The sequence below is a fragment of the Kitasatospora terrestris genome, from assembly GCF_039542905.1.
GTDB lineage: Bacteria > Actinomycetota > Actinomycetes > Streptomycetales > Streptomycetaceae > Kitasatospora > Kitasatospora terrestris.
Map to the genome: position 1 here is coordinate 1,567,786 of NZ_BAABIS010000001.1, position 20,852 is coordinate 1,588,637.

Annotated in this window: 18 protein-coding genes and 2 pseudogenes; 7 read left to right on the plus strand and 13 right to left on the minus strand. The window is 74.5% G+C overall.

Annotation, left to right across the window (positions count from 1 at the left end):
* Positions 1 to 21: 21 nt before the first annotated feature.
* Positions 22 to 599 (plus strand): annotated as a pseudogene (locus tag ABEB06_RS07260) (transposase); the annotation flags it as partial.
* A gap of 202 nt (positions 600 to 801) precedes the next feature.
* Positions 802 to 1,691, plus strand: a protein-coding gene (locus tag ABEB06_RS07265; protein ID WP_345695209.1) for an IS5 family transposase whose coding sequence is annotated in 2 segments (ribosomal slippage) — positions 802 to 1,150 and positions 1,150 to 1,691 — 891 coding nt in all. Because the reading frame shifts where the segments join, the coding sequence is not laid out codon by codon here.
* An 18-nt stretch (positions 1,692 to 1,709) separates the two neighbouring features.
* Here the strand turns inward: ABEB06_RS07265 and ABEB06_RS07270 are convergent.
* Both ABEB06_RS07270 and ABEB06_RS07275 read right to left on the minus strand, forming a co-directional pair.
* Entirely contained in the window at positions 1,710 to 2,495 is a 786-nt protein-coding gene (locus tag ABEB06_RS07270) for an SDR family NAD(P)-dependent oxidoreductase (protein ID WP_345695972.1), read from the minus strand.
* Positions 2,492 to 2,974 carry a YbaK/EbsC family protein gene (locus ABEB06_RS07275; protein ID WP_345695973.1) on the minus strand — a complete coding sequence of 161 codons (483 nt, stop codon included), beginning with the start codon at positions 2,972 to 2,974 and terminating at the stop codon, positions 2,492 to 2,494. Before ABEB06_RS07275 ends, ABEB06_RS07270 begins: the two co-directional genes overlap by 4 nt.
* Positions 2,975 to 3,088: 114 nt before the next feature.
* On the opposite strand from ABEB06_RS07275, the gene ABEB06_RS07280 reads away from it, so the two are divergent.
* Positions 3,089 to 3,625 carry a helix-turn-helix domain-containing protein gene (locus tag ABEB06_RS07280; protein ID WP_345695974.1) on the plus strand — a complete coding sequence of 179 codons (537 nt, stop codon included), beginning with the start codon at positions 3,089 to 3,091 and terminating at the stop codon, positions 3,623 to 3,625.
* A gap of 133 nt (positions 3,626 to 3,758) precedes the next feature.
* Here the strand turns inward: ABEB06_RS07280 and ABEB06_RS07285 are convergent, their stop codons facing one another.
* Together ABEB06_RS07285 and ABEB06_RS07290 are read right to left on the minus strand one after the other, a co-directional pair.
* The gene (locus tag ABEB06_RS07285) at positions 3,759 to 5,177 is read right to left on the minus strand and encodes an MFS transporter (RefSeq protein ID WP_345695975.1); all 1,419 of its coding nucleotides are present in this window, start codon (positions 5,175 to 5,177) and stop codon (positions 3,759 to 3,761) included.
* Between the two features lie 102 nt (positions 5,178 to 5,279).
* Positions 5,280 to 5,657: a nuclear transport factor 2 family protein gene (locus tag ABEB06_RS07290; RefSeq protein WP_345695976.1), complete on the minus strand. Its 378-nt coding sequence runs from the start codon at positions 5,655 to 5,657 to the stop codon at positions 5,280 to 5,282.
* A 155-nt stretch (positions 5,658 to 5,812) separates the two neighbouring features.
* Here ABEB06_RS07290 and ABEB06_RS07295 point away from each other — a divergent pair, with 155 nt between their 5' ends.
* Together ABEB06_RS07295 and ABEB06_RS07300 are read left to right on the plus strand one after the other, a co-directional pair.
* Positions 5,813 to 8,821, plus strand: a complete 3,009-nt coding sequence (locus tag ABEB06_RS07295) for an AAA family ATPase (RefSeq protein ID WP_345695977.1) — start codon at positions 5,813 to 5,815, stop codon at positions 8,819 to 8,821.
* Positions 8,822 to 8,984: 163 nt separating this feature from the next.
* Positions 8,985 to 9,560: an AAA family ATPase gene (locus ABEB06_RS07300; protein WP_345695978.1), complete on the plus strand. Its 576-nt coding sequence runs from the start codon at positions 8,985 to 8,987 to the stop codon at positions 9,558 to 9,560.
* A gap of 32 nt (positions 9,561 to 9,592) precedes the next feature.
* On the opposite strand, the pseudogene ABEB06_RS07305 reads toward ABEB06_RS07300, so the two are convergent.
* Positions 9,593 to 9,853: pseudogene (locus ABEB06_RS07305) on the minus strand (dihydrofolate reductase family protein); the annotation flags it as partial.
* A gap of 326 nt (positions 9,854 to 10,179) precedes the next feature.
* Here ABEB06_RS07305 and ABEB06_RS07310 point away from each other — a divergent pair.
* A complete protein-coding gene (locus ABEB06_RS07310; protein ID WP_345695979.1) occupies positions 10,180 to 10,524 on the plus strand; it encodes a hypothetical protein in 345 nt (114 codons plus the stop codon).
* Positions 10,525 to 10,651: 127 nt separating this feature from the next.
* Here ABEB06_RS07310 and ABEB06_RS07315 read toward each other — a convergent pair whose 3' ends face one another.
* From ABEB06_RS07315 to ABEB06_RS07335, 5 genes are all read right to left on the minus strand, one after another.
* On the minus strand, positions 10,652 to 12,646 hold the full coding sequence (locus ABEB06_RS07315; protein ID WP_345695980.1) for a S53 family peptidase: 1,995 nt from the start codon (positions 12,644 to 12,646) through the stop codon (positions 10,652 to 10,654).
* 163 nt (positions 12,647 to 12,809) lie between these two features.
* On the minus strand, positions 12,810 to 14,072 hold the full coding sequence (locus tag ABEB06_RS07320; protein ID WP_345695981.1) for a hypothetical protein: 1,263 nt from the start codon (positions 14,070 to 14,072) through the stop codon (positions 12,810 to 12,812).
* Complete coding sequence (locus ABEB06_RS07325; RefSeq protein WP_345695982.1) at positions 14,065 to 15,606, minus strand: alkaline phosphatase D family protein; 1,542 nt, start codon at positions 15,604 to 15,606, stop codon at positions 14,065 to 14,067. Before ABEB06_RS07325 ends, ABEB06_RS07320 begins: the two co-directional genes overlap by 8 nt.
* 101 nt (positions 15,607 to 15,707) lie before the next feature.
* The gene (locus ABEB06_RS07330; RefSeq protein WP_345695983.1) at positions 15,708 to 16,094 is read right to left on the minus strand and encodes a hypothetical protein; all 387 of its coding nucleotides are present in this window, start codon (positions 16,092 to 16,094) and stop codon (positions 15,708 to 15,710) included.
* 120 nt (positions 16,095 to 16,214) lie between these two features.
* Positions 16,215 to 17,369: a cytochrome P450 family protein gene (locus tag ABEB06_RS07335; RefSeq protein WP_345701761.1), complete on the minus strand. Its 1,155-nt coding sequence runs from the start codon at positions 17,367 to 17,369 to the stop codon at positions 16,215 to 16,217.
* A gap of 251 nt (positions 17,370 to 17,620) precedes the next feature.
* Between ABEB06_RS07335 and ABEB06_RS07340 the strand changes: the two genes are divergently transcribed.
* On the plus strand, positions 17,621 to 18,172 hold the full coding sequence (locus ABEB06_RS07340) for a hypothetical protein (protein WP_345695984.1): 552 nt from the start codon (positions 17,621 to 17,623) through the stop codon (positions 18,170 to 18,172).
* A 31-nt stretch (positions 18,173 to 18,203) separates the two neighbouring features.
* On the opposite strand, the gene ABEB06_RS07345 is transcribed toward ABEB06_RS07340, so the two are convergent.
* From ABEB06_RS07345 to ABEB06_RS07355, 3 genes are all read right to left on the minus strand, one after another.
* Complete coding sequence (locus ABEB06_RS07345) at positions 18,204 to 18,947, minus strand: L,D-transpeptidase (RefSeq protein ID WP_345695985.1); 744 nt, start codon at positions 18,945 to 18,947, stop codon at positions 18,204 to 18,206.
* Positions 18,940 to 19,476 (minus strand): SigE family RNA polymerase sigma factor, encoded by a 537-nt coding sequence (locus ABEB06_RS07350; RefSeq protein WP_345695986.1) that lies wholly within the window; start codon positions 19,474 to 19,476, stop codon positions 18,940 to 18,942. The genes ABEB06_RS07345 and ABEB06_RS07350 overlap by 8 nt, the downstream gene beginning before the upstream one ends.
* Positions 19,477 to 19,661: 185 nt before the next feature.
* On the minus strand, positions 19,662 to 20,771 hold the full coding sequence (locus tag ABEB06_RS07355) for a glycoside hydrolase family 19 protein (protein ID WP_345695987.1): 1,110 nt from the start codon (positions 20,769 to 20,771) through the stop codon (positions 19,662 to 19,664).
* Positions 20,772 to 20,852 lie beyond the last annotated feature (81 nt).

Here is a 20,852-nt window from a genome sequence, read left to right on the forward strand (position 1 = left end):
CTCGACCTCTCCCAGGTCCTGGCCGACTGCACCGACCCCCACTCGCGGATCATGAAGAACAGCGACGGCGCCTACACCCAGGCCTACAGCGCCCAAGCCGTCGGCGACGAGGCCAACCAGGTCATCACCGCCGCCGACGTGACGACCAACGCCTCCGACGCGCTGAACTACACCACGATGCTCGACCAGTCCCACGCGAACACCAGAAGCCACCCGAAACAGGCCCTGGTCGACGCCGGCTACTGCTCCGAGACCAACCTCGAAGCCGCGCGGGACCGCCGACTCGCCTTCGGCGCAGACACGTTCATGGCCACCGGTCGACTCGCCCACGCCGAACAGGTCCCACCCGCACCACGCGGACGCATCCCAAAGACGCGACTTTGAAGGAGCGCATGGCCCACAAACTGCGAACCAGGCCCGGCCGGAAGGCCTACAGCCGCCGCAAGGCCATCGTCGAACCCGTCTTCGGACAGATCATGACCTGCCAGAACGGCCGCAAGCTCCTCCTGCGCGGCGAAGACGGCGCCCGCGGCGAGTGGCGCCTGCTCGCCGCCTGCCACAACCTCCGCAAGATCCTCCGCCAAGCCGGAACCACAGGGGGCGACGCCCCGGCCGGCCGACCCGGCCGAGCTCCCCGGCCACGTCACGATCCCCGCCCGCCGGACACCCGGTCGGCAGACCCCTGCCAGAGCCCCGCACAGGCCCGGCCGGGGCAGCCGCAGCCGATCCGCCGGTCACGGGAGCGGGGCCGCTTGCTCGTTACTGACCCACGCTCCTAAGGCGTGTCTGATAATTGATCTTGTGGCAGGTCGAGGCGAGCTGACGGACGCGGCATGGGAGCGAATAGAGCCCTTGTTGCCGCAGGTGGACGGGCGTGGCCGTCCATGGCGCGATCACCGGCAGGTGGTCAACGGCGTGCTGTGGCGGCTCCGGACCGGAGCACCCTGGCGCGACCTCCCGGATCGGTACGGCCCATGGCAAACCGTCTACGAGAGGTTCGCCCGCTGGGAGGCGGACGGCACCTGGGCGAAACTCCTGGAACACGTCCAGGTCCACGACGACGCGGTGGGCCGGGTCGAATGGACCGTCGCCGTCGACTCCACGGTCAACCGCGCCCACCAGCACGCCGCCGGCGCCCGCAAAAAGGGGATGCAGACGGGGACGAACTGGAAGATCCGGGCCGCTCGCAGACGCGCCAGGCCCTCGGCCGGTCCCGAGGCGGGCTGACCACCAAGGTCCACCTCGCCGTCGACGGCCGGGGCCTGCCGCTGTCGATCGTGCTCACCCCGGGCAACGTCAACGACGCCACCGCGTTCGCCGACGTCCTCGACGGGATCCGCATCCCGCGGGCAGCCACGGGCCGTCCGCGCACGACACCGCAGCGCGTGCTGGGAGACAAGGCCTACTCCAGCAGGGCCATTCGCCACCTGCTGCGACGCCGGGGCATCGCCGCCACGATCCCCGAGCGCCGCGACCAGGCGGCCAACCGCCGACGCCGAGGGCGCCTCGGCGGCCGACCACCCGCCTTCGACAAGGAGATCTACCGCGACCGCAACGTGGTCGAACGATGCTTCGCCCGCCTCAAGCAGTTCCGCGCGATCGCGACCAGGTACGACAAACTCGCCGACCGCTACCGAGCCGGAGTCGTCCTGGCCTCCCTGATCCTCTGGCTCCGCGAACCAGCCAGATGATCATTTGTCAGACACGCCTTAGTGGGCCGTCCAGCCGCCGTCGACCGGGAGGACGGCGCCGGTCAGGTAGGAGGCCGCCGGGCTCGCCAGCAGCAGGGCGGCGCCGACCAGTTCGCCCGGGTCGGCCCAGCGCCCCATCGGGACCTGGTGGTCGAGGAAGGCGCGGACGCGCGGGTCGTCGTCCATGCCGTCGTTCAGCGGGGTGCGGAACGGGCCGGGCGCGAGGGCGTTGACGCAGATCCCGGTGCCCGCGAGTTCGACGGCGAGACTGCGAGTGAGCTGGACCACCGCGCCCTTGCTCGCCGCGTAGCCGGCCCGGCCCGCCGCGCCGACCAGGCCGAGGGCGCTGGCCAGGGTGACGATCCGGCCGTACCCCGCCGCGCGCATCACCGGTACGGCGGCCTGGCAGGCGAGGAAGGTGCCGACGACGTTGACCTCCAGGCAGCGGCGCAGGGTGGCGGCGTCGAGGTCGGCGAGCTCGCCGCGGGCCTGGACGCCGGCGCTGGTCACCAGCACGTCGAGGCGGCCGTGGGTGTCCGTGATCTGCCGGACCAGGGCGTGCAGTCCGTCCTCGTCGGTGACGTCGCAGGCCCGGCCCTCGACGGTGGCGCCGGGCGTGCGGGCGGCGATCTCCGCTGCGGCCTGCCGGCAGGTGGTCGGGGACCGGCCGGCGACGGTGACGGTGCAGCCGGCGGCGGCCAGGCCCTGGGCGATGGCCCGCCCGAGGCCGGCGGAGCCGCCGGTGACCAGGGCGACCTGGCCGGCCAGGGCCGCCGCCTCCCGGCGGGCGGGGCCGGCGTTCACGGGCCGACCGGGAGCAGCGAGCCGCCGGTGAGGCGGAGGAGTTCGGCGGCGGTGGTCGGGAAGACGGTGTGCGGCGTGCCCGCGGCGGCCCAGACCTGCGGGTAGTCGGTCAGCGCCTCGTCGACCACGGTCGGGAGGGGCTTGGGGTGGCCGACCGGGGCTACGCCGCCGATCACCTGCCCGGTCGCCTCGCGGACCTGCTCCGGGGTGGCGCGCCGGAGTTCGCCGCGCTCCCAGCGGGCGGCGAGCGCCGCGGTGTCCACGCGGTGGCGGCCGCTGGTGAGGACGAGGACCGGTTCGCCGTCGGAGAGGAAGACCAGGCTGTTGGCGATCGCGCCGACCTCGCAGCCGAGCGCCTCCGCGGCCGCGGCGGCGGTGCGGACGGCGTCCGCCAGTTCGCGCACCCGGCCGGTGGCGCCTGCGTCGGCGAGGGCATCGGCGACGAGCCGGGCGCGGGTGGGGAGTTGCTCGGGTGCCACAGGGGTGCCTCCAGCCGTTCTGTCTATGGAACGCGTTCCGTATGTGGAACGATAGGGGCTGTGAGCCGACGGATCAACCGGATTCCGGCGGCCGCGCGAAGGAGGAGATGAGCGGTGGAACTGGCCGTTCGGGTCGGCGCCCGACTGCGGGAACTGCGCGCGGCGCGCGGGATGTCGCTCTCCGAACTGGCCCGCCGTGCCGAGGTCGGCAAGGGCACGCTCTCCGAGTTGGAGGCCGGCCGGCGCAACCCCACGCTGGAGACGCTCTACGCCCTCACGACGGCTCTGGGGGTGCCGCTCAGCACGGCACTGCACGGCCCGGCCCTGCAGGCCGCGGTCGCCGGACCCGCAGTCTCCGGCCGCACGGTGGACGCGGTGCTGCTGGAGCGCTTCGAGGACGCGGACGCGGTGACGGAGACCTACCGGGTACGGATCCGGGCCGGCGCGGCGCAGGAGTCCGCCGCGCACACGGCCGGGACGACCGAGCGGATCATCGTGCTGGCGGGCACCGCACGGGTCGGCCCGGTGGCCGCCCCCGAGCTGATCGGTCCCGGCGAGCACGGCAGTTGGGCGGCGGACGTGCCGCACCTCTACGAGGCACCGTCGGGTGACGTGGAGGCGCTGCTCGTGGTGCGCCACCCGGCGGCGTAGAACAGGCCACTCCGAGCACGGCGGAACCCCGGGCCGAGGGAGTGGCCCGGGGTTCGTAGGCGGCGTGCGCGAGGTTCGTACGCGGCGTGCGCAGGGTTCGCGTGCGCGGACTTCGTACGGGGGGTAGGCGCGGTCAAGCGCTGCGGGGCAGCAGGCGCAGGAGCGCGGCGAGGAGCAGTTCGAGCGCCGCGAGCGCCGCGAGGCTGTGGGTGAAGGCGGCGGCAGGGGTGTCGGCGGCGTAGTGGACGAGGCCGATCAGGGCGACGCCGAGCGCGCCGGCGACCTGCTGGACCGTCGCGAGCACGCCGGCCGCCGAGCCCGCGAGCCGGGGTGCGACGCCGGCCAGGACGACCGAGGTCAGCGGGGCGATCACCAGGCCCATGCCGAGGCCGTCCACGAACAGGCCCGGCGCGAGCCACCACACGGAGCCGGTCGGCCCCCCGGCCTCGACGGCGAGGACCAGGAGCCCGAGACCGGCGGCCATCAGCAGCGCGCCGAGGGTGACGGCCCGGTGGCCGAGACGGGCGAAGACACGGTCGGCGGTGGTGGAGGTCAGCAGGTAGCCAAGCCCGATCGCGGTGAACACCAGCCCGGCGCCGAGGGCGTCCAGGCCGCGCCCGAGCTGGAGGTGCAGGGCGAGGACCAGGAAGAAGGAGGCCTGCCCGAGCCAGAAGACGAGCTGCGCGGCCATGCCGACGGCGAAGGTCCGGCCGCGGAAGAGTCGGGTGTCGACCAGCGGGGAGCCGGTGGCTCCGGACCGGTGCTGGTGGACGACGAAGCCGGCCAGCAGGGCGGCGGAGGCGATCAGGAGCAGGAAGGTCCACAGCGGCCAGCCCTGCTCGCGACCCTGGATCAGCGGGAGGACCAGGCCGGTCAGACCGATGGTGGAGAGCAGCACGCCGACCGGGTCGAGGCCGGGCGGCTGCGGAGCGCGGGACTCCGGGAGGCAGCGGCGGACCGCCGCGAGGGCGGCGAGCCCGATCGGCAGGTTGATCAGGAAGCAGCTGCGCCAGTCCAGGCCGAACAGGTCGGCGCGGATCAGGACACCGCCGATGAGCTGCCCGAACACCGCACCGACTCCCATGGTCAGCCCGTACATAGCGAACGCCCGGGCCTGGGCCGCGCCGGAGTACGCGGTCCGCAGGATGGTCAGGACCTGCGGGCCCATCAGTGCCGCCGCCAGGCCCTGGAGCACCCGGGCGCCGACCAGCGCGGCCGCGGTCGGGGCGAGGCCGCAGCCCGCCGAGGCGAAGGTGAACAGGGCGAGGCCGAGCTCGAACGTCCGGCGCCGCCCGTAGCGGTCCCCGAGCCGGGCGGCGGTGACCAGCCCGACCGCCAGCGCGAGGGCGAACCCGGCGATCACCCACTGGACGGCGGCGGGCCCGGCTCCGAGGTCCGCCTGGAGCGACGGCAGCGCCACGTTGACGACGAAGACGTCGAGGGAGGTCATGAAGGTGGCGGCCAGGACCACGGGCAGCAGGCCCCTGGGCGCCTCGTGGGCCGGCCCGTCGGCGGCGGCCGAGGTGGGGCGGCTCTGCAGGTCGGTGCTCAACGTCTGTGTCTCCTCGGGCGGATCGGCCGCCGGCGGCGGCGACGGGGTTCGGCAAGGGAGGGGCGGGCCCTTCACGCGGGCCCGCCCCGGACGGCGGGCGGCTCAGGCGCCCGGAACGAGGTCGAGGAAGCCGTGGACCGAGGCGATCCGGCCGTCCTCGTCGGCGACCAGCACGTCGAACCCGATCACCAGCGGCTCGGCGCCGGCCGGGCCGAGGTTCCAGGTGAAGCGGGCGATGTCGTGGTGCGCGTCGACCGGCCCGAGGGTGAACTCCAGCCCGGGGAACTGGCCCTGGGCAGCGCCGAGCAGCGCGTCGATCGCCTCGCGGCCGACCACCGCGGCCAGCGGGTCGGTGTACCGGCCGTCCTCCGCCCACAGCTCGTCGACCAGCTTGCGGCGGGCGGTGGGGTCGGTCTCGTTCCAGGTGGCGATGTAGCGCTCGGCGAGCTGGCGGAGGTCGGTCGACTGGATCGCGTTCATGGTGTTCTCCCTTGTCCTGCTGGGCAGTTCCGCGGGTCGTTCCCGCTGCTCACCAAGGTAGGGACGGGCGCCGGCGACCGAATCGGTCACGCATAGGTAGGGGTGTACGTACGCACCCCGCGGCCCACGGCGGGCCCGGCGGGTAGGGTCGGAGGATGCTGTACGGGAGGGAACGGGAGCAGGCCGCCGTGGACGGGCTGCTCGACGGGGCGAGGGGCGGCCGCAGCGGGGTCCTGGTGCTGCGCGGGGAGCCGGGCATCGGCAAGTCGGCGCTGCTCGACGCCGCGGTCGCGGCGGCGGGAGAGTCGTTCCGGGTGATCCGGGCGGCCGGCATCGAGTACGAGGCGGAACTGCCCTTCGCCGGGCTCAGCCTGCTGTTCGGCGCGGAGCTGGACCGGCTGTCCGCCCTGCCCGGTCCCCAACGGCGTTCCCTGGAGCGGGCGTTCGGCCTGACCGAGGAGCCCGGCGAGACGGCGGCCACCGGGGCGGTCGGCGCGGCCGACCGGCTGCTCACCGGTCTTGCGACGCTCGGGCTGCTCGCCGAACTCGCCTCGGAGCAGCCCCTGTTGTGCGTCCTGGACGACGTGCAGTGGCTCGACCGGGCATCGCTGGACGCGGTCCTGCTGGCCGCCCGACGGCTCCAGGCGGAGGGCGTGGTGCTGCTGCTCGCCGTCCGGGACGCCGGACCGGCAGGTGGCGGGCCGCAGCCGCCAGTGGCGGCGGGGCTCCCCGAGCTGCGGCTCGAGGCCCTCGACAAGGAGGCGGCCGGGCGACTGCTCGACGCCCGCCTGCGCGGCGGGAACACCGCCCCGGGCCTCGTCCGGGCGGACGAAGGCCCGCGCGGCGAACGGCCGGCCGGAGACGGGCTCGGGGGCACGCGGTCGGCGGACGACGGGCTCGACGCCGAGCGGCAGACCGGGGGCGGACGCGCCGGCACGCGGTCGGCGGACGCCCGGCTCGACGCCGAGCGGCAGGCCAGGGGCGGACGCGCCGGCATGCAGTCGGCAGGCGAGGACCCGGGCGGTGCACCGCCCGCCGACGAAGGCGCCCTGCGCAAAAGACTGTTGGCCGAGGCCGCGGGCAATCCACTGGCGCTCTGCGAGCTGCCGCTCGCGGTGGCGGCCGAGAGCGAGTCGCAAGCCCCCGACGGGCTTCCGCTGACCAGCCGGCTGCTGCTGGCGTTCCACGGCCAGGTCACCGTCCTCCCGCCGGCCTGCCAGACCCTGCTGCTGGTCGCCGCCGCCGAGGAGCAGGGCGAGTTGGACGTGGTGCTGTCCGCCGCCGCCGCGCTCGGTGCGGACGCCGGGCAGCTGGCGCCGGCCGAGCAGGCGGGACTGGTCACGACCACGGTGGAGGGCCGGCTGGCCTTCCGGCATCCGCTGCTGCGCGCGGCGATCCTCCAACGTGCCCCGCTCCAGCAACGGTTGGCGGCCCACCGGGCGATCGGCGAGGCACTGGAGGACGGCGACCGCCGGACCTGGCACCTGGCCCTGGCCGCCACCGGCCCGGACGCCGACCTCGCCGACGCCCTGGAGCGCACCGCGGTCCGGTCGGCGGCCCGGGGCGGTCCGGGCAGCGCCGCCGCGTACGAGCGGGCCGCCCGCCTGACCCCCGACCGGGACGCCGCGACCCGCCGCCTGGTCCTGGCCGCCGAGGCCGCCACCGCGGAGGGCCGGTTGGCGCAGGCCGAGGCGCTCGCCGACCGGGCCGCGGCGCGCACCGACCGCACCGACGTGCACGCCCTGCTCGACCACGTCCGGGCGACCGCGCACTTCTGGCGCGGCTCCTACCCCGCGGCCCACCGGCTGCTGCTGGAGGCCGCCGCCACGGACATCGCGGCCCCGTACGCGGCCCGGATGCTGCTGCAGGCGTTCCACGCGGCCTGGTACGTGGGCGAGGAGCCGGTGGTCGCCGTCCTCGACCGACTGGCGGCGCTCCCGCTGGCGGCGGACGACCCGCTGACCCCGCTCGCCCGGTACCTGCCCGCGGCGGTCCTGCCCGCCTTCGGCCGCCCCGCGCCGCCGGCCCCGGCCGCCCGGGACGCGGCCGCGGCGGCCCGTCGGGCGGGCGCCGAGACGCCCGCCGACCTGGTCCAACTGTGCGGCGCGACACTGGTGCTGGGCCGCGACGACGAGACACTCGAACTCGCCGGCGAACTGATCGCCGAAGCCCGTACCGGTGGCGCCGTCGGGGTGCTGCCCACGCTGCAGTTCTTCCTCGCCGAGGCGGAGCTGTTCCACGGCCGCCACCGCGACGCGCAGGTGACCGCCGGCGAGGCACTGGCGTTCGCCCGGGACACCGGCCAGCACCAGTGGGTCAGCCAGCTCAGCGCACTGCTCGCCTGCCTGGCGGCGCTGGCCGGTGACGGCCCGGCCTGCGCCGACCTGGTCGCGACCGCACTCGGCAGCACCGCACCGGCGGGCTCCGCCCCGCGGTCGGCGGCGCCGGCGGCGGGCGAACCGTGGGCGCAGTGGGCGCTCGGCCTGCTCGACCTCGGACAGGGCCGCGCCGCCGAGGCCCTCGACCGCCTCCATGCCCTGGCCACCGGCCCGTACCGGCACCACGTCGGGGCGACCCGGGCCGTGCCGGACCTGGTCGAGGCGGCCGTCCGCCTGGGGGCGCCGGAGCGCGCGGGCGAGCCGTACGAGCGGTTCGCGCGGTGGGCCGCCGCCAGCGGCCAGCCCTGGGCACAGGCGCTGCGGCTGCGCTGCGAGGCGCTGCTCGGGCCGGACGAGTTCGCCGAGGCCGCGTACCTGGCGGCGCTCGGGCTGCACCAGGGCCGCCGCCCCTTCGAGCAGGCCCGGACGGCGCTGCTGTACGGCGAGTGGCTGCGCCGCGAGCGCCGACGCACCGACGCCCGGCCGCACTTGCGGGCGGCGCTGGAGGTCTTCGAACGGCTCGGTGTCCGGCCCTGGGCCGACCGGGCGCGGGGCGAGCTCACGGCGACCGGTTCCGCCGCACCGGCGCCGGTCGAGGAGCGGTCGGCGCTGTCCGTCCTGACGCCGCAGGAACAGCAGATCGTCCGGCTCGCCGCGCAGGGCCTGACCAACCGCGACATCGCGGCCCAGCTGTTCCTGAGCCCCCGGACGGTGGGGCACCACCTCTACAAGGCGTACCCCAAGCTCGGGATCGCCTCGCGGGGCGAACTGGCGGCGCTGCTCTGACCCGCCCACCCGGGCGGTTCACCGGATCGTGTGGCGAGCACCGCGACGAAGCGGTGCAACAGGGGCTCACGGCCTACGCCGGGGCACCCCTGTCAGGCTCGTCGTGGAGGACAAGCACCTTGCCCCAGAAGCTGGTTGCAGGCGTGGAACCGGGACGGCCCGCATGAGCGCCCCCGCGATCCCGCCGACCGGCACCCCCACGGGGAGCGCGGAGACCCGGCTGGTCATCGTCCGGGGAAACTCGGCGTCGGGGAAGTCGTCGGTGGCGGCAGGTGTCCGGGAACGGTTCGAGCGGGGCCTGGCCGTGGTCGCGCAGGACAACCTCCGCCGCGTCGTCCTGCGCGAGCGGGACCGCCCGGGCGGCGCGGACATCGGCCTGATCGACACCGTCGCGCGGTACGCGCTGGACGCCGGCTACCACGTCGTCGTCGAAGGCATCCTGTACGCCGACCACTACGGCGAGATGCTCACCCGCCTGGTCGGCGACCACCGCGGCGTCACCCGCTGCTACTACCTGGACATCCCCATCGCAGAGACGCTGTCCCGGCACGCCTCCAAGGCCGACGCCGCATACCGGGCGGCCGTCACCGAGCGGGAGCTGCGCGACTGGTACCGGGCGCACGACCTGCTGCCGGGCGGCATCGAGACCGTCATCGGCAGCGACAGCGCCCTGCACGACACGGTGGACCGCATCGTGCGGGACACCGCCCTCTCGGAGCTCCCCGCGCGGGACGCCTGAGCGTCCAGGGGCCACCGCTCAGCCCGGATCGGTCAGCGGCGCACCCGGCAGCGCAGGTGAAGCACCCGGTCGCCCTGGATCACCACGTCGGGATCGTCCAGCAGGTGCTGCGCGTGGACCGACCCGAAGAAGCGCCTGCCGGACCCGAACACGACGGGTACGACGTCCATGCGCACCTCGTCGACCAGGCCCGCGGCGAGCACCTGGCCACCGACGTCGCCGGCGGCGACCTCGACGATGCGGTCTCCCGCGAGCTCCTGCGCCGCGGCCACGGCCGCCTCGGCGCCGTCGACCGGCACCGAGGCATACAGGACCACCTTGCCCACGGGGCTCCCCTCTGCGCTGGACGGCCCCGACCCAACGCGTCGCTCGGGCAACCGACCGCTCCGCGGAGGTGTCACGGCGCGTCCGTGTCGGTGCGCGAACATCGACGAGGCGGTCCGGCCGGAGCCGCAGGAGGCGTTCCCAGCCACGGAGCCGTTCCGAATACGGCCTGACAACCCGGAAGGTCCGGTGAGCATCCGCAGGGGCCGGGCGCGCCTGGCGCCCGACCGCCTCCTCCCCGTGGTGTGGTAGGAGGATGAGCGAGAGTACGCGACAGAGCCGCCTCACGTGGCTGATGACTTCCCTCCTCCAGTCCGGCACCAAGCAGGACGTCGAGCCGTACGCACCGCCAGCCCGTGACGTCGTGGCCGAGGAGGACGCGCTGATGGCCGTCCTGATCATCGCCAGCCAGCTGCGGCAGACGGCGGACGTGATCGGCCCCTCGATGGTGGAGCACCTGACCGAGCTGCTCGTGCTGGTCCGCGACTACATCCGCCCCCTGCCGCCCGCCCCCGGAGGGCCGGACGGCGAGGACCTGGTGACCCCCGACCTGGAGAGCCTGGTGACGGAGCTGCGCAGCCAGACCGCCCAGGTGGGGCTGTACGTGGGCGAGCCCGGGCCCCGGCCCGAGGGCGTGTAGCGGCCCGCACGGAGGGCGTGCAGCGGCCCGCACCGGCAACGCCCGGGTGGAGCAGGACATCGCCGGTGCCCGCCGCCCTGCCGCCACTCGACGACGCGCAGGGGGCGGGCACCGGCCGGCTGTGGGGTCAGTGCCGGTAGGAGGCGAGGTAGTCGGCGGTCGGGGTGCCGACGCCGGTGACGTCGTCGTAGCCCTGGACCGCGTGCAGCGAGGAGTCCTTGCCGAGGGTGCGCAGCGAGGTCGCGGTGCCGTCGGCGGCGTCCACGCCGTTCACGAAGTCCACGCGGACCTCGGCGAGTTCGGTGCCGGGGCCGAAGGGGTGGTCGGTGACGTCGTGGTAGGCGCCGGTGCCGTAGCGGTCGTAGATGGCCGGGTTGGCGAAGCCGAGCGGTGCGCCCGCGGCCTGCTGGGCGAGCGCCTGGAGCGCGGCGACGACCGGGGCGGCGAGGCTGGTGCCGCCGATCCGGTACTCGCTGTACTGGGCGGTGCCGTCGGGGAAGGTCTGGGTCTGGCCGACCAGGAAGCCGGTGTTCGGGTCGGCGACCGCCGCGATGTCGGGGACGACCCGGTTGCGGCCGCCCTTGGCCCCGGACAGCGCCTTCGGTACGACGTGCCGCTGGTAGCGCGGCTGGGCGACCCGGGCGCTGGTCCCGCCGCCGGCGCCGCTGGTGAAGGCGCCGGGGAAGTCCACCCAGCTCTGCCCGTCCGCCGACAGGGCTGCCTTGAGGGTGCCCCAGCCGGTCTCGAAGGCGTACCCGGCGTTCTGGTCGAGGCCGAGCGAGGTGCCGCCGACGGCGGTGACGTAGTCGAGCGAGGCCGGCATGTCGGTCTGCTTCGTGCCGGTGCGGGCCTCGTTGTCGCCGGAGTCGCCGCTGGAGAAGTAGAAGCCGATGCCCTCGGCAGCGCCGCAGCGGAAGATCTGCCCGTAGACCGGGTCGAGGGCCGGGTCGCTGTCGCCCTCGACCTCGCCCCAGGAGTTGCTGACGATGTCGGCGAGCCGGACGTCGACGATCCGCTGCAGCGCGTCGATCATGTCCGGGTCGTAGCAGGAGGTCGCGCCGACGTACCGGATGTCCGCCTCCGGTGCGACGGCGTGCACCGCCTCCACGTCGAGCGTCTGCTCGCCGTACCAGCCCTGGGCGTCGCAGCCGCCGGGGTCGGTGTCGCTGGGGGCCTGGGTGTGGGTCCACAGCAGCGGGTCGTTGCGCAGCAGCTGGTCCTTGCCGTACGGGGCGTCGCCGTGGGCCGCCGCGTACGCGGTGACGTCGTCGCCGAGCGTCGGCGAGTCGTACGCGTCGACGACGGCGACGGTGACGCCGCGGCCGGTCAGGCCGGAGGCGGTCGCGCCGTACGCCGAGCGCAGGTGCGCGCCGTCGTACCCCCGGATGGCGTACGGCTGCACCGAGCCGTACGCGGCCGGGGTGCCGGTGGCCGGGTTGGAGCCGTAGTAGTCGGAGAACGGGCCGGAGTTGACGAAGGCGGGGGCCGGTCCGGGCAGGGTGTCCTGCGGTGCGACGGCGCCCTTCGCCGCCGGGCGGGAGGATCCGGCGCCGTGCCGGACCTTGTGCGGCGCGGTGTTGAGCCCGTACACGGCGAGGACGGAGCCGGCCACCGCCTCCGGGACGGTGGCCTCGCCGACCGGTGCCCGGTAGGTCTGGTTGCCCCGGCGGAAGGAGTGCAGCTGGACGGCGAACGCGGCCTGGGCCTGCTCGGCGGTGCCGTTGGCCACCAGGTAGTGCTCGGTGTCCGAGGTGACCGTCAGCCCGGTCGAGGCCAGCCAGGCACGGACCGACGCCACCTGCTCCGGGCTCGTCCCGAAGCGTTCCTTCAGCTGCTCGGGCGTCAGGAAGTGCCGGTACTGCGCGGAGTGCGGGTCGGAGACGTCCTGGGCGAAGGCGTCCAGCCCGGCCCGGTCCCGCCCGGCCAGGTAGATCCGGACGGTGACGGGCGCGGAGGCCTCCACCGCCCCCTCGTCGGCCGAGGGCGAGGCCCAGACGGGATGGGTGCCGGGCACGACGACCCGGTTGTGCGCGGCGGGCGCCGCGTGCGCGGGCGCGGCGAGGGTGGCGGCGAGCAGCGGCGCCGAGAGCGCGGCGGCGAGAAGGTGCCAACGTTGTGTCATATCGTCACGAATACGGCATGTACTACTCATTCCGACCCGTCGAACACGCCCGCCCGTCCGGGTTTCACACGAGTGCAGGGCAGCCGGCCCCGCCCGGACGGGGAGCCCGTCGGCTCTCCCGCCCGGGGCGGTCCGGCGAACGTCCGCGCGGACCGGAGGACGGTCACCAGTCGGAGTTCGTCGCGCCCGTACCCATCAGCACCTGGTCGAAGCCGTTGCCGTCGTTGTCGTCGGTGTACGAGATCGCGAGGCCGCCGAACGGGGAGGAGGCCACCGCGACCTGCTCCTGCCGCCCGGCCGTGACCTGGCTGACGGACTGGGACGGCAGCCGGCCGGTGAAGGTGCCGTCGGGGTTGAGGCCCCGGGCCCGGACCGCCGGGTCGGTGCCGGCGACGCTCCAGCCCACCACGGCGTGCCGCTGGTCGTCGATGCCGACGCCGGGGTTGCCGGCACCGGTGCCGCCGGAGATCTCGACCTCGGCGGATCCGGCGGTGCCGGTCGCGGTGAACGACCGGGCCCAGACGCCGCGGGTGCCGGTGTGGTCGGACTCCCAGGCCACCGCGAAGTCGCCGTTGAAGTCGGCGGCCACCGCCGGACGCTGCTGCTGGCCGCCGCCGAGGCTGTTGGCGCTGCGGCGGGTGAGCACCACCGCACCGTTCGCCTTGGCCAGGCTCGCCAGGCCGATCTGGTAGTAGCCGTTGTTGTCGGTGTCCTCGGCCCAGACGACGACGGCGTCGCCCGAGGCGGAGGTCGCGACGTCGGGATCGTGGTGGGCCCCGCCGGTCGCGTTGACGGTGACCTCGTAGGCCTTCGTCGTGGTCCCGGTGAACCCGGCGGCCTTGACGGTGGCCGCCGCGGCGCCCTGGATGTCCTCCCACACCACGGAGAACGCGACCGCGGTGGTGCTGCCCGGCGCACCGTCCGGGTCGACCGCGACGCGGGGGTGGATCTGCTGGCCGTCGGGGCTCGCGTTCGCCTGGCCGGAGCCGAGCACGGCGCCGGTGGGAGAGAGCACGCGGTAGGCGATGTTGTAGTAGCCGTTGCCGTCCGGGTCCTCCGCCCACACGACGACGGCGTTGCCCCGGTCGTCGAGCCCCACGTCGGGTTGGAGGTGCCGCCAGGACGTGCCGGCTGTCCCGCCGGCCGAGAGCTTCGTCTCGTAGGCGGGGACGCCGTTGTGGTACGTCCGCACCCGGACGTCGCTGTGCGCGTCGTCGCCCGGGTCGGTGGAGTCGCGGTCGTCCTCCCAGACCACGGCGACGTCGCCGAGCCGGTTGGCCGCGATCGAGGAGGTGTCCTGGTCACCGGTGGCGGTGCTGTTGACGGTCTCCCAGGACGTGGGGCCGGCCGCCGAGGCCGGGGCGACCCCGGCGAGGACCGCGGCGAGGGCGGCGACGGCCGCGCCGAACACAGTGAGCTTACGCATCGGCCAACCCCGGCTGTCCGTCGTGGATGACGAAGGTCCTGGCGGTGGTCGCCGCCGCGCCGTGCTCGGTCACCGTCGCCACCGAGCGGAAGTCGGCGGTGATCTGCGAGGGCGTGATGTGCGTGCGGACGTAGCCGCGCCGGTTGGAGTAGAAGCGCAGGTGCGGGTTGAGCGACCCGTTGGGGACCGTCGTGGTGGCGGTTCCGTTGCCGCCGCTGGTGATCGAGGTGCAGACCAGCTCGGAGCCGATCGTCGCCGAGTTCGGGTCGGCGTAGTCGGCCTTGAGGTCGTTGCCCCAGGACGCGTGCACGTCGCCGGTGAGGACGACCGGGTTGCGGACGCCCCGGTCGACGATGCCCTGCTGGATCCGCGCCCGGCTGGCCCGGTACCCGTCCCAGGCGTCCATGTTCATCGCGCCGGCGGAGTTCACGTTGCGGGCGAAGAACACCTGCTGGCCGATCAGGTCCCAGGTGCCCAGGCGCCGGCCCAGCCCGTCGAGCAGCCACGCCTCCTGGGCCGCGCCGGTGATCGAGCGGTTCGCCAGGTCGGCGTCGGCGCAGACCTTCGTGCCGTCACCGCACGCCTGGTCGTCACGGAACTGGCGGGTGTCGAGCATGTGGAAGGTGGCGAGGGTGCCCCAGCGGACCCGGCGGTAGAGCTGGATGCTGTTGCCGGACGGCGTCGCGGCGGCCCGCAGCGGCATGTTCTCGAAGTACGCCTGGTACGCGGCGGTGCGCCGCGCCGTCCACTGGGCCGCCGTCAGCACGGGGCTGCTGTCGGCGCGGACCGTGCCGGCGTAGTTGTTCTCCACCTCGTGGTCGTCCGGCACCACCAGCCACGGCGCGATCGCGTGCGCCGCCTGCAGATCCGGGTCGCTGCGGTAGAGCGCGTAGCGGCGGCGGTAGTCGGCCAGCGACACGATCTCGCCGCCCAGGTGCTGGCGCACGCCGCCGGTGCCGGCGCCGCCCTCGTAGATGTAGTCGCCCAGGTGCAGGACCAGGTCGGGGCGGTCGTCGGCCATCCGCCGGTAGGCGGTGTAGTAGCCGCTCTCGTAGTGGGCGCACGAGGCGAAGGCCATCGTGAAGTCACGCCCGACCGTGGTCGGCGCGGGCGCGGTGCGGGTCCGGCCCACCGGGGAGATGAACCCCTGGGCGCGGAACCGGTAGTAGTACTCCGCGTCCGGGGCGAGCCCGCCGGCCAGCACGTGCACCGAGTGGGCCTGGGCGTACCGCGCGGTGACCGTGCCGGAGGAGACCAGGGTGGCGAAGCCCTGGTCGGTCGACACCTGCCAGTCGACGGCCACGTCGGCGTTGGGCATGCCGCCCTGGCCGTCCGCGTTGGTCGGCGTGGGAGCCAGGCGCGTCCACAGCACCACGCTGCTCTCGTCCGGTTCCCCGGAGGCGACGCCCAGCGTGAAGGGGAAGGGAGTGACGGCGGCGGCCGACGACCGGCCCGGCAAGCCGAGTTGGAGCGCGGCGGCGCCCGCGGTGGTGAGCCCGCCAAGGATGAAGATGCGGCGACTGAGGTTGCTCATGACCGGCCATCCTCACGGACCCGGGTGAACTCCCGCCCCTCCCCCGGGTACCGCCAAGTGACGTGACAGCGGCGCCCGTTGGTGAGCCTCGCGCGGAGCACTCAGCCCGACTCGGCCAGCGAACCGACGAGCGATCCGAAGCACAGCCCGATCAGCAGCGGGAGCTGGACCACCAGCCCGAGCATCAACAGGACCCCGAACAGGAACACCGCCTCGTCGCCGAACTCCCCGACCGGCCCGACGAACGCACCGGAGGTCACCGGCACGGCGAGGACGCAGAGTCCCCCTGCCGCCATGGCGGGCACCCACGCACGGACGCGCCCGAGCGCCACTCCCACGACGAAGGCCGAGACCGCCACGCACGCCACGTACTCCATCACCGGCCCGCCGTCCGGGCCGGTCCACGCCCCGCGCAGGACCCACGGGCCCGCCCCGACCAGTCCGACCCACCCCAGCACGCACGGCCACACCCATCGCGGCACCACCATCACGCCCCCTCCACGGAGGCCAGGATGGCACACTATTTGAACGTGTTCAATTCGCTGCCCCCCGACGTACGCCCGACGTACGCCCGACGTACGCCCCGGCTGCCGGGAGCTGCGCCGACGTCAGTAGCGGACCGGGAGTGCCAGCAGGCCGCGGGCGCGCAGGGACGGACGGTGGCGCAGGGTGCCGGCCTCCTGGTCGAGTGCGAGGGCCGGGAAGCGGCGCAGCAGGGCGGACAGCGCGATCTCGGTCTCCATGCGGGCGAGCGGGGCGCCGAGGCAGTAGTGGATGCCGTGGCCGAGTGCGAGGTGCTGGTTGTCGGCGCGGCGCAGGTCGAGGCGGTCGGGTTCGGCGAACTGCCGGGGGTCGCGGTTGGCGGAGGCCAGGGCCGCCAGGACGGTCTCGCCGGCCGGCACGGTGACGCCGCCGACCGTGACGTCCTCGCGGGCGAAGCGGCGGATGGCGAGCGGCGCGGGCCCGTCGAAGCGGGCGAACTCCTCGACGGCGCCCGCGATCAGCGACGGATCCGCGCGCAGGGTGGCGAGCTGTTCCGGGTGGTCGAGCAGGGCGAGGACGGCGTTGCCGATCAGGTGGACGGTGTTCTCGTACCCGGCGAAGAGGATGAGGAAGGCGAGCGAGGTGAGTTCGTCCTCGCCGAGGCGGTCCTGCTCGTCGCGGACGGCGATCAGCGCCGACAGCAGGTCGTCACCGGGCTGCTCGCGCTTGCGGGTGATCAACTGGGTGAAGAAGGCGAGCATCGCGCCGACCGCCGCCCGGGCGTCCTGCGGGCGTTCCGGGTCGGGGGCGATCAGGGCGTCGGTCCAGGCGCGGAAGTCGTGCCGGGCGTCGGCGGGGACGCCCAGCAGGTCGCAGATGACGGTGATCGGCAGCGGGGCGGCGTACGCGGTGATCAGGTCGGCCCGGCCGAGCGGGGCGATCGCGTCGAGCAGGGAGTCGGCGAGCCGCTCGATCGGTCCGCGCAGGTCGGCGATCCGGCGCGGGGTGAACGCCCGGGCGACCAGGCGACGGATCCGGGTGTGGTCGGGCGGGTCCATGTTGAGGAGGTTGGCGTCGAGCGCGGGCGGCAGCGCGAAGCCCCGGTAGTTGCCCGGGGCTGCGTGCCGCTTGTCGAGGGCGAACGCCGGGTCGGCGAGCACCTGCCGGACGTCGGCGTAGCGGGTGACCAGCCAGACCGGCAGGCCGTCCGGGCCGGTCACCCGGTGCACCGGGCCGCTCTCCCGCAGGGCCGCGAAGCCGGCGTGGGGGTCGGCGGTCAGCGCCGCGACCGGATCGGCGGGCGCGTTCGGCGCGGCGGCGGGCGCGGACGGGGCGGAGGTCGCGTCGGTGGCAGTCACCGCCCCATCGTACGGACGGCGCCCGGGCGACCCCCGCTCCCCTCCGGGCCGACGCCGCGTCAGCCCGTCGCCCCCGTCACCCGTTCCGGAGGACGCCGGGTCAGGTCACGTACGGTCAGAAGCCGCCTTGTTACCCCTTTGCGCGATGATCATCCGGGATGAGAGTCTGCGCCGTGCACAAGAACCAGATAGGCCGACTCATCGGCGCCGTCTTCGGGCTCGTCTTCGTCCTCGCGAACGCCGGGGCATTCCCGACCGCGGTCGCCGTCCCGCTGCGCGTTCTCGCGATCCTCGTCTTCCTGAAGCTGTTCACCGGCATGAGACGAAAGGGCGCTGCTCCGACCGAGCCTGACGGTACGTCGGACCAGACGTTCGGACGCGGGTACCGGCTGGCGGTGGCCGCCGAGGTGCTCGTCGGGGCGGGCGGCCTCTTCGTCCTCGCCCGGGTGCTCCACGTCCCGGAGGCGGCGGTCGGCTGGATCGCCCTGGTCGTGGGACTGCACTTCTTCGGCCTCGCGGTGGCGTGGCGGATGCCGGCGGTGCACGTGCTGGCCGCCGCGCTGACCGTCTGCGGCGCGGCGGGCCTGGCGCTGGCCGGGGCGGACGCCCCGCACGCCGCGGTCGCGGCGGTGTCGGGGATCGCGCCGGGTGTCCTGCTGCTGTCGGCCGTCGCCTGGACGGTGCGCTCCCAGGAGCGCCCGGTCACGGCCGCCGGCCCGTCCTGACGGCCGTCCGCGGCGGCCGCTCCGCGCCACCTCACCCGGGTGTGCTGCCGGGTCCGGGCGGTTCGGGGTTCGCGACCTGGACGGGGTCTCCGACCTGCACGGTGTCGAAGAACCAGCGGGCGTCCTCGACGCTCAGCCCGACGACCCCGCGGGTGACGTTCTCGTGGCCGAAGGTGGTCGGGCCGAAGCTCAGGCCGCACACGTAGGTCGAGTGGCCGTCCTCGCCCACCAGCCGCACGCACCAGGGCAGGGTCAGGTCGAACTCACTCCCTTGGGAGGGCTGCAGCGTCGGTCCGGAACTGCTGGTGGTGCGCAGTGACGCGTACTTGTCCGCCACCCGCAGGGAGCCCGTCGGCGTCGGGGACTCGCGGCGGCCCGCGGTCGCCGGCAGGGTCCGCAGGGTGGTGGTCCCGGACTGGACGCGGACCGTGTGCGCGGCGAGGTCCACGTAGCCGGCCACCTCCCTCGGCGAGGCCGACGGGCCCCCGCCGGTGGTCGGACTCGGCGCGGGCGCCGGCCCGGTGACGGCGGGCGCGGCGACGCCGTGACGTCCGGGCAGGAAGGCTCCCGGGCCGAGCACGCCGACCCCGCACACCGCCGCGGCCACCGCCAGCACCGCCACCGCCCGCCGCCTGCGCCGCCGGCCCACCGCCCGACGGCGCACGGTCGCGTACGGCAGCGGCGACACCGCGGGCGTCTGCGCGTACAGCCCGCGCAGCGCCGAGGCGATCCGGTCGTCCTGCTCGGACCGCTGGCGGCCCTCCGGCTCAGACACAGTGGTTCGTCCTTTCCGCGGTGTTCCGCAGGGTGCCGTCCGTCTCCGGTTCGTCGCGCAGGTGCTCGGCGAGCGCGGCACGCCCGCGCGAGAGGCGGGCCTTGACGGTGCCGACCGCCGCCCCGGTCTCCTCGGCGATCTGCTGGAGGCTCAGGTCGCACAGGTGGAACAGCACGACGGCCTGTCGCTGCGCCGCCGGGAGCCTGCGCAGCGCCGCCACCAGGGCGGTGTGCTCGGGCCCCGGCCCGGCCGCCTCCTGCGGGAGGGCCTGCAGGCGCTCCCGCTCCAGGGTCCGGCCCCGACGCGCACGCCGCCACCGGCTGACGGCCAGCCGCCAGGCGACCGTACGGATCCAGGCCTCGGGCGGCCCGTCGTCCGGCGAGAACCGGGCGCGCCTGCCCCAGCCCCGGACGAACGCCTCCTGGACAGCGTCCTGCGCCTCGCTGAAATCCCCCGTCATGGCGAACAACTGCCGTACCAGTGGGGAGAACGAGGACAGGTAGAACGCGCTGTACTCCTCGTCGGTCATCCCGTGTGCCGCTCCGTCCGCTCGATCGGACGCCCCCTGCATCCACCCGTCCCACGCACGGGACGCAGGCGGGGTTGCACCGGATCCGGCAGCAAATGGAAAGGCCGCGCCCACCTCGCCCGCCGACTGCTGGGCGGGTGGGCGAGGTGGGCGCGGCGAGGGGCTGATCCGACTGCGTCCGTCGGTCAGCAGCTCAGGTTGGACCCGGTGGGGACGCCGAGGATGGAGGTGAAGGAGGTGTAGGAGTTGATCCGGCTCTGCACCTGGGCGGGGTTGCCGCCGTTGCACTCGATCGAGCCGTTGATGGAGCGGATGGTCTCGCCGAAGCCCGCGCCGTTGACCATCGCGTTGTGCGGGGTCATGGTGCCGGGTCCGTTCTGGGTCATCCAGTACCAGATGCCGGTCTTCCAGGCGACGGCGGCGTCGGTCTGCACCAGGTTCGGGTTGTTCAGCAGGTTGATGCCGAGCGCGTCGCCGGCAGCCTTGTAGTTGAAGTTCCAGCTGAGCTGGATCGGGCCGCGCCCGTAGTACGCGGCCTGGCCGGCCGGGCACCCGTACGGCTGCGAGGTGTCGCAGTAGTGCGGGTAGTTGGCGGTGTTCTGCTCGACGATGTAGACCAGCCCGCCGGTCTCGTGGTTGACGTTGGCGAGGAACGCCGCGGCCTCCTGCTTCTTCACCGTGTCCGAGCCGGTGTTGGCGAACGCCGGGTAGGCGCTCAGGGCCGCGACCAGGCCGGAGTACGTGTAGAAGGAGTTCCGGTTCGGGAACATCTGGTTGAACTGGGCCTCGGAGACCACGAACCCGCTCGGGTTGGGGGTGGTGGTGCTCGGGCTGGGGCTGGGCGTGCCCGTGCCGGTGCAGGTGTACGGGCTCCAGTACCAGGTGGAGATGGTCGGGTCGTAGCCCGGGTTGTCGTGGGTGGCGATGTAGTACTGGCCGTTGGGCGCGTACTTCACGATCGAGCCGGTGGTGTAGTTGGTGCCGGCCACCCACACCGGGTGGTTGCAGGCCTGCGTCGTGCCGCTCGGGCTCGGCGTGGTGCCGCCCCCGCCACAGGCACCCTGGTCGGCCCAGACACCGGAGCCGCCGGTACTCGGGGTCTCGCCCTGGGTCCACCACTTGGCGTTCCAGTTGTGGCCGTTGTACGAGGCGGACATGCCGCCGGTGTACACCTGCGACGCCGCGTACGGCGCCGCGCAGGCCGCGGCCGCGGTCGAGGTGCTGGGCACCATGACCGCCAGGCCGGCGGCGGCGAGCGCTCCGGACAGCAGCGCGGCGGTCTTCTGCTTGTTCATGTGCCACTCCTTGTGGGGGAAAGGGCGGGCAGGGCAGGGCAGGACGGGCAGGGAACCCGCGGTGTACTCAACTCCAGTGGT

Excerpts from the sequence above, each read along its gene's own strand:
- ABEB06_RS07295 (WP_345695977.1), top strand. The coding sequence starts at position 5,813 with ATGCTGTACGGGAGGGAACGGGAGCAGGCCGCCGTGGACGGGCTGCTC.
- ABEB06_RS07310 (WP_345695979.1), top strand. The coding sequence starts at position 10,180 with ATGACTTCCCTCCTCCAGTCCGGCACCAAGCAGGACGTCGAGCCGTAC.
- ABEB06_RS07350 (WP_345695986.1), bottom strand. The coding sequence starts at position 19,476 with ATGACCGACGAGGAGTACAGCGCGTTCTACCTGTCCTCGTTCTCCCCA.
- ABEB06_RS07320 (WP_345695981.1), bottom strand. The coding sequence starts at position 14,072 with ATGCGTAAGCTCACTGTGTTCGGCGCGGCCGTCGCCGCCCTCGCCGCG.
- ABEB06_RS07290 (WP_345695976.1), bottom strand. The coding sequence starts at position 5,657 with ATGAACGCGATCCAGTCGACCGACCTCCGCCAGCTCGCCGAGCGCTAC.
- ABEB06_RS07355 (WP_345695987.1), bottom strand. The coding sequence starts at position 20,771 with ATGAACAAGCAGAAGACCGCCGCGCTGCTGTCCGGAGCGCTCGCCGCC.
- ABEB06_RS07300 (WP_345695978.1), top strand. The coding sequence starts at position 8,985 with ATGAGCGCCCCCGCGATCCCGCCGACCGGCACCCCCACGGGGAGCGCG.
- ABEB06_RS07325 (WP_345695982.1), bottom strand. The coding sequence starts at position 15,606 with ATGAGCAACCTCAGTCGCCGCATCTTCATCCTTGGCGGGCTCACCACC.
- ABEB06_RS07315 (WP_345695980.1), bottom strand. The coding sequence starts at position 12,646 with ATGACACAACGTTGGCACCTTCTCGCCGCCGCGCTCTCGGCGCCGCTG.
- ABEB06_RS07330 (WP_345695983.1), bottom strand. The coding sequence starts at position 16,094 with ATGGTGGTGCCGCGATGGGTGTGGCCGTGCGTGCTGGGGTGGGTCGGA.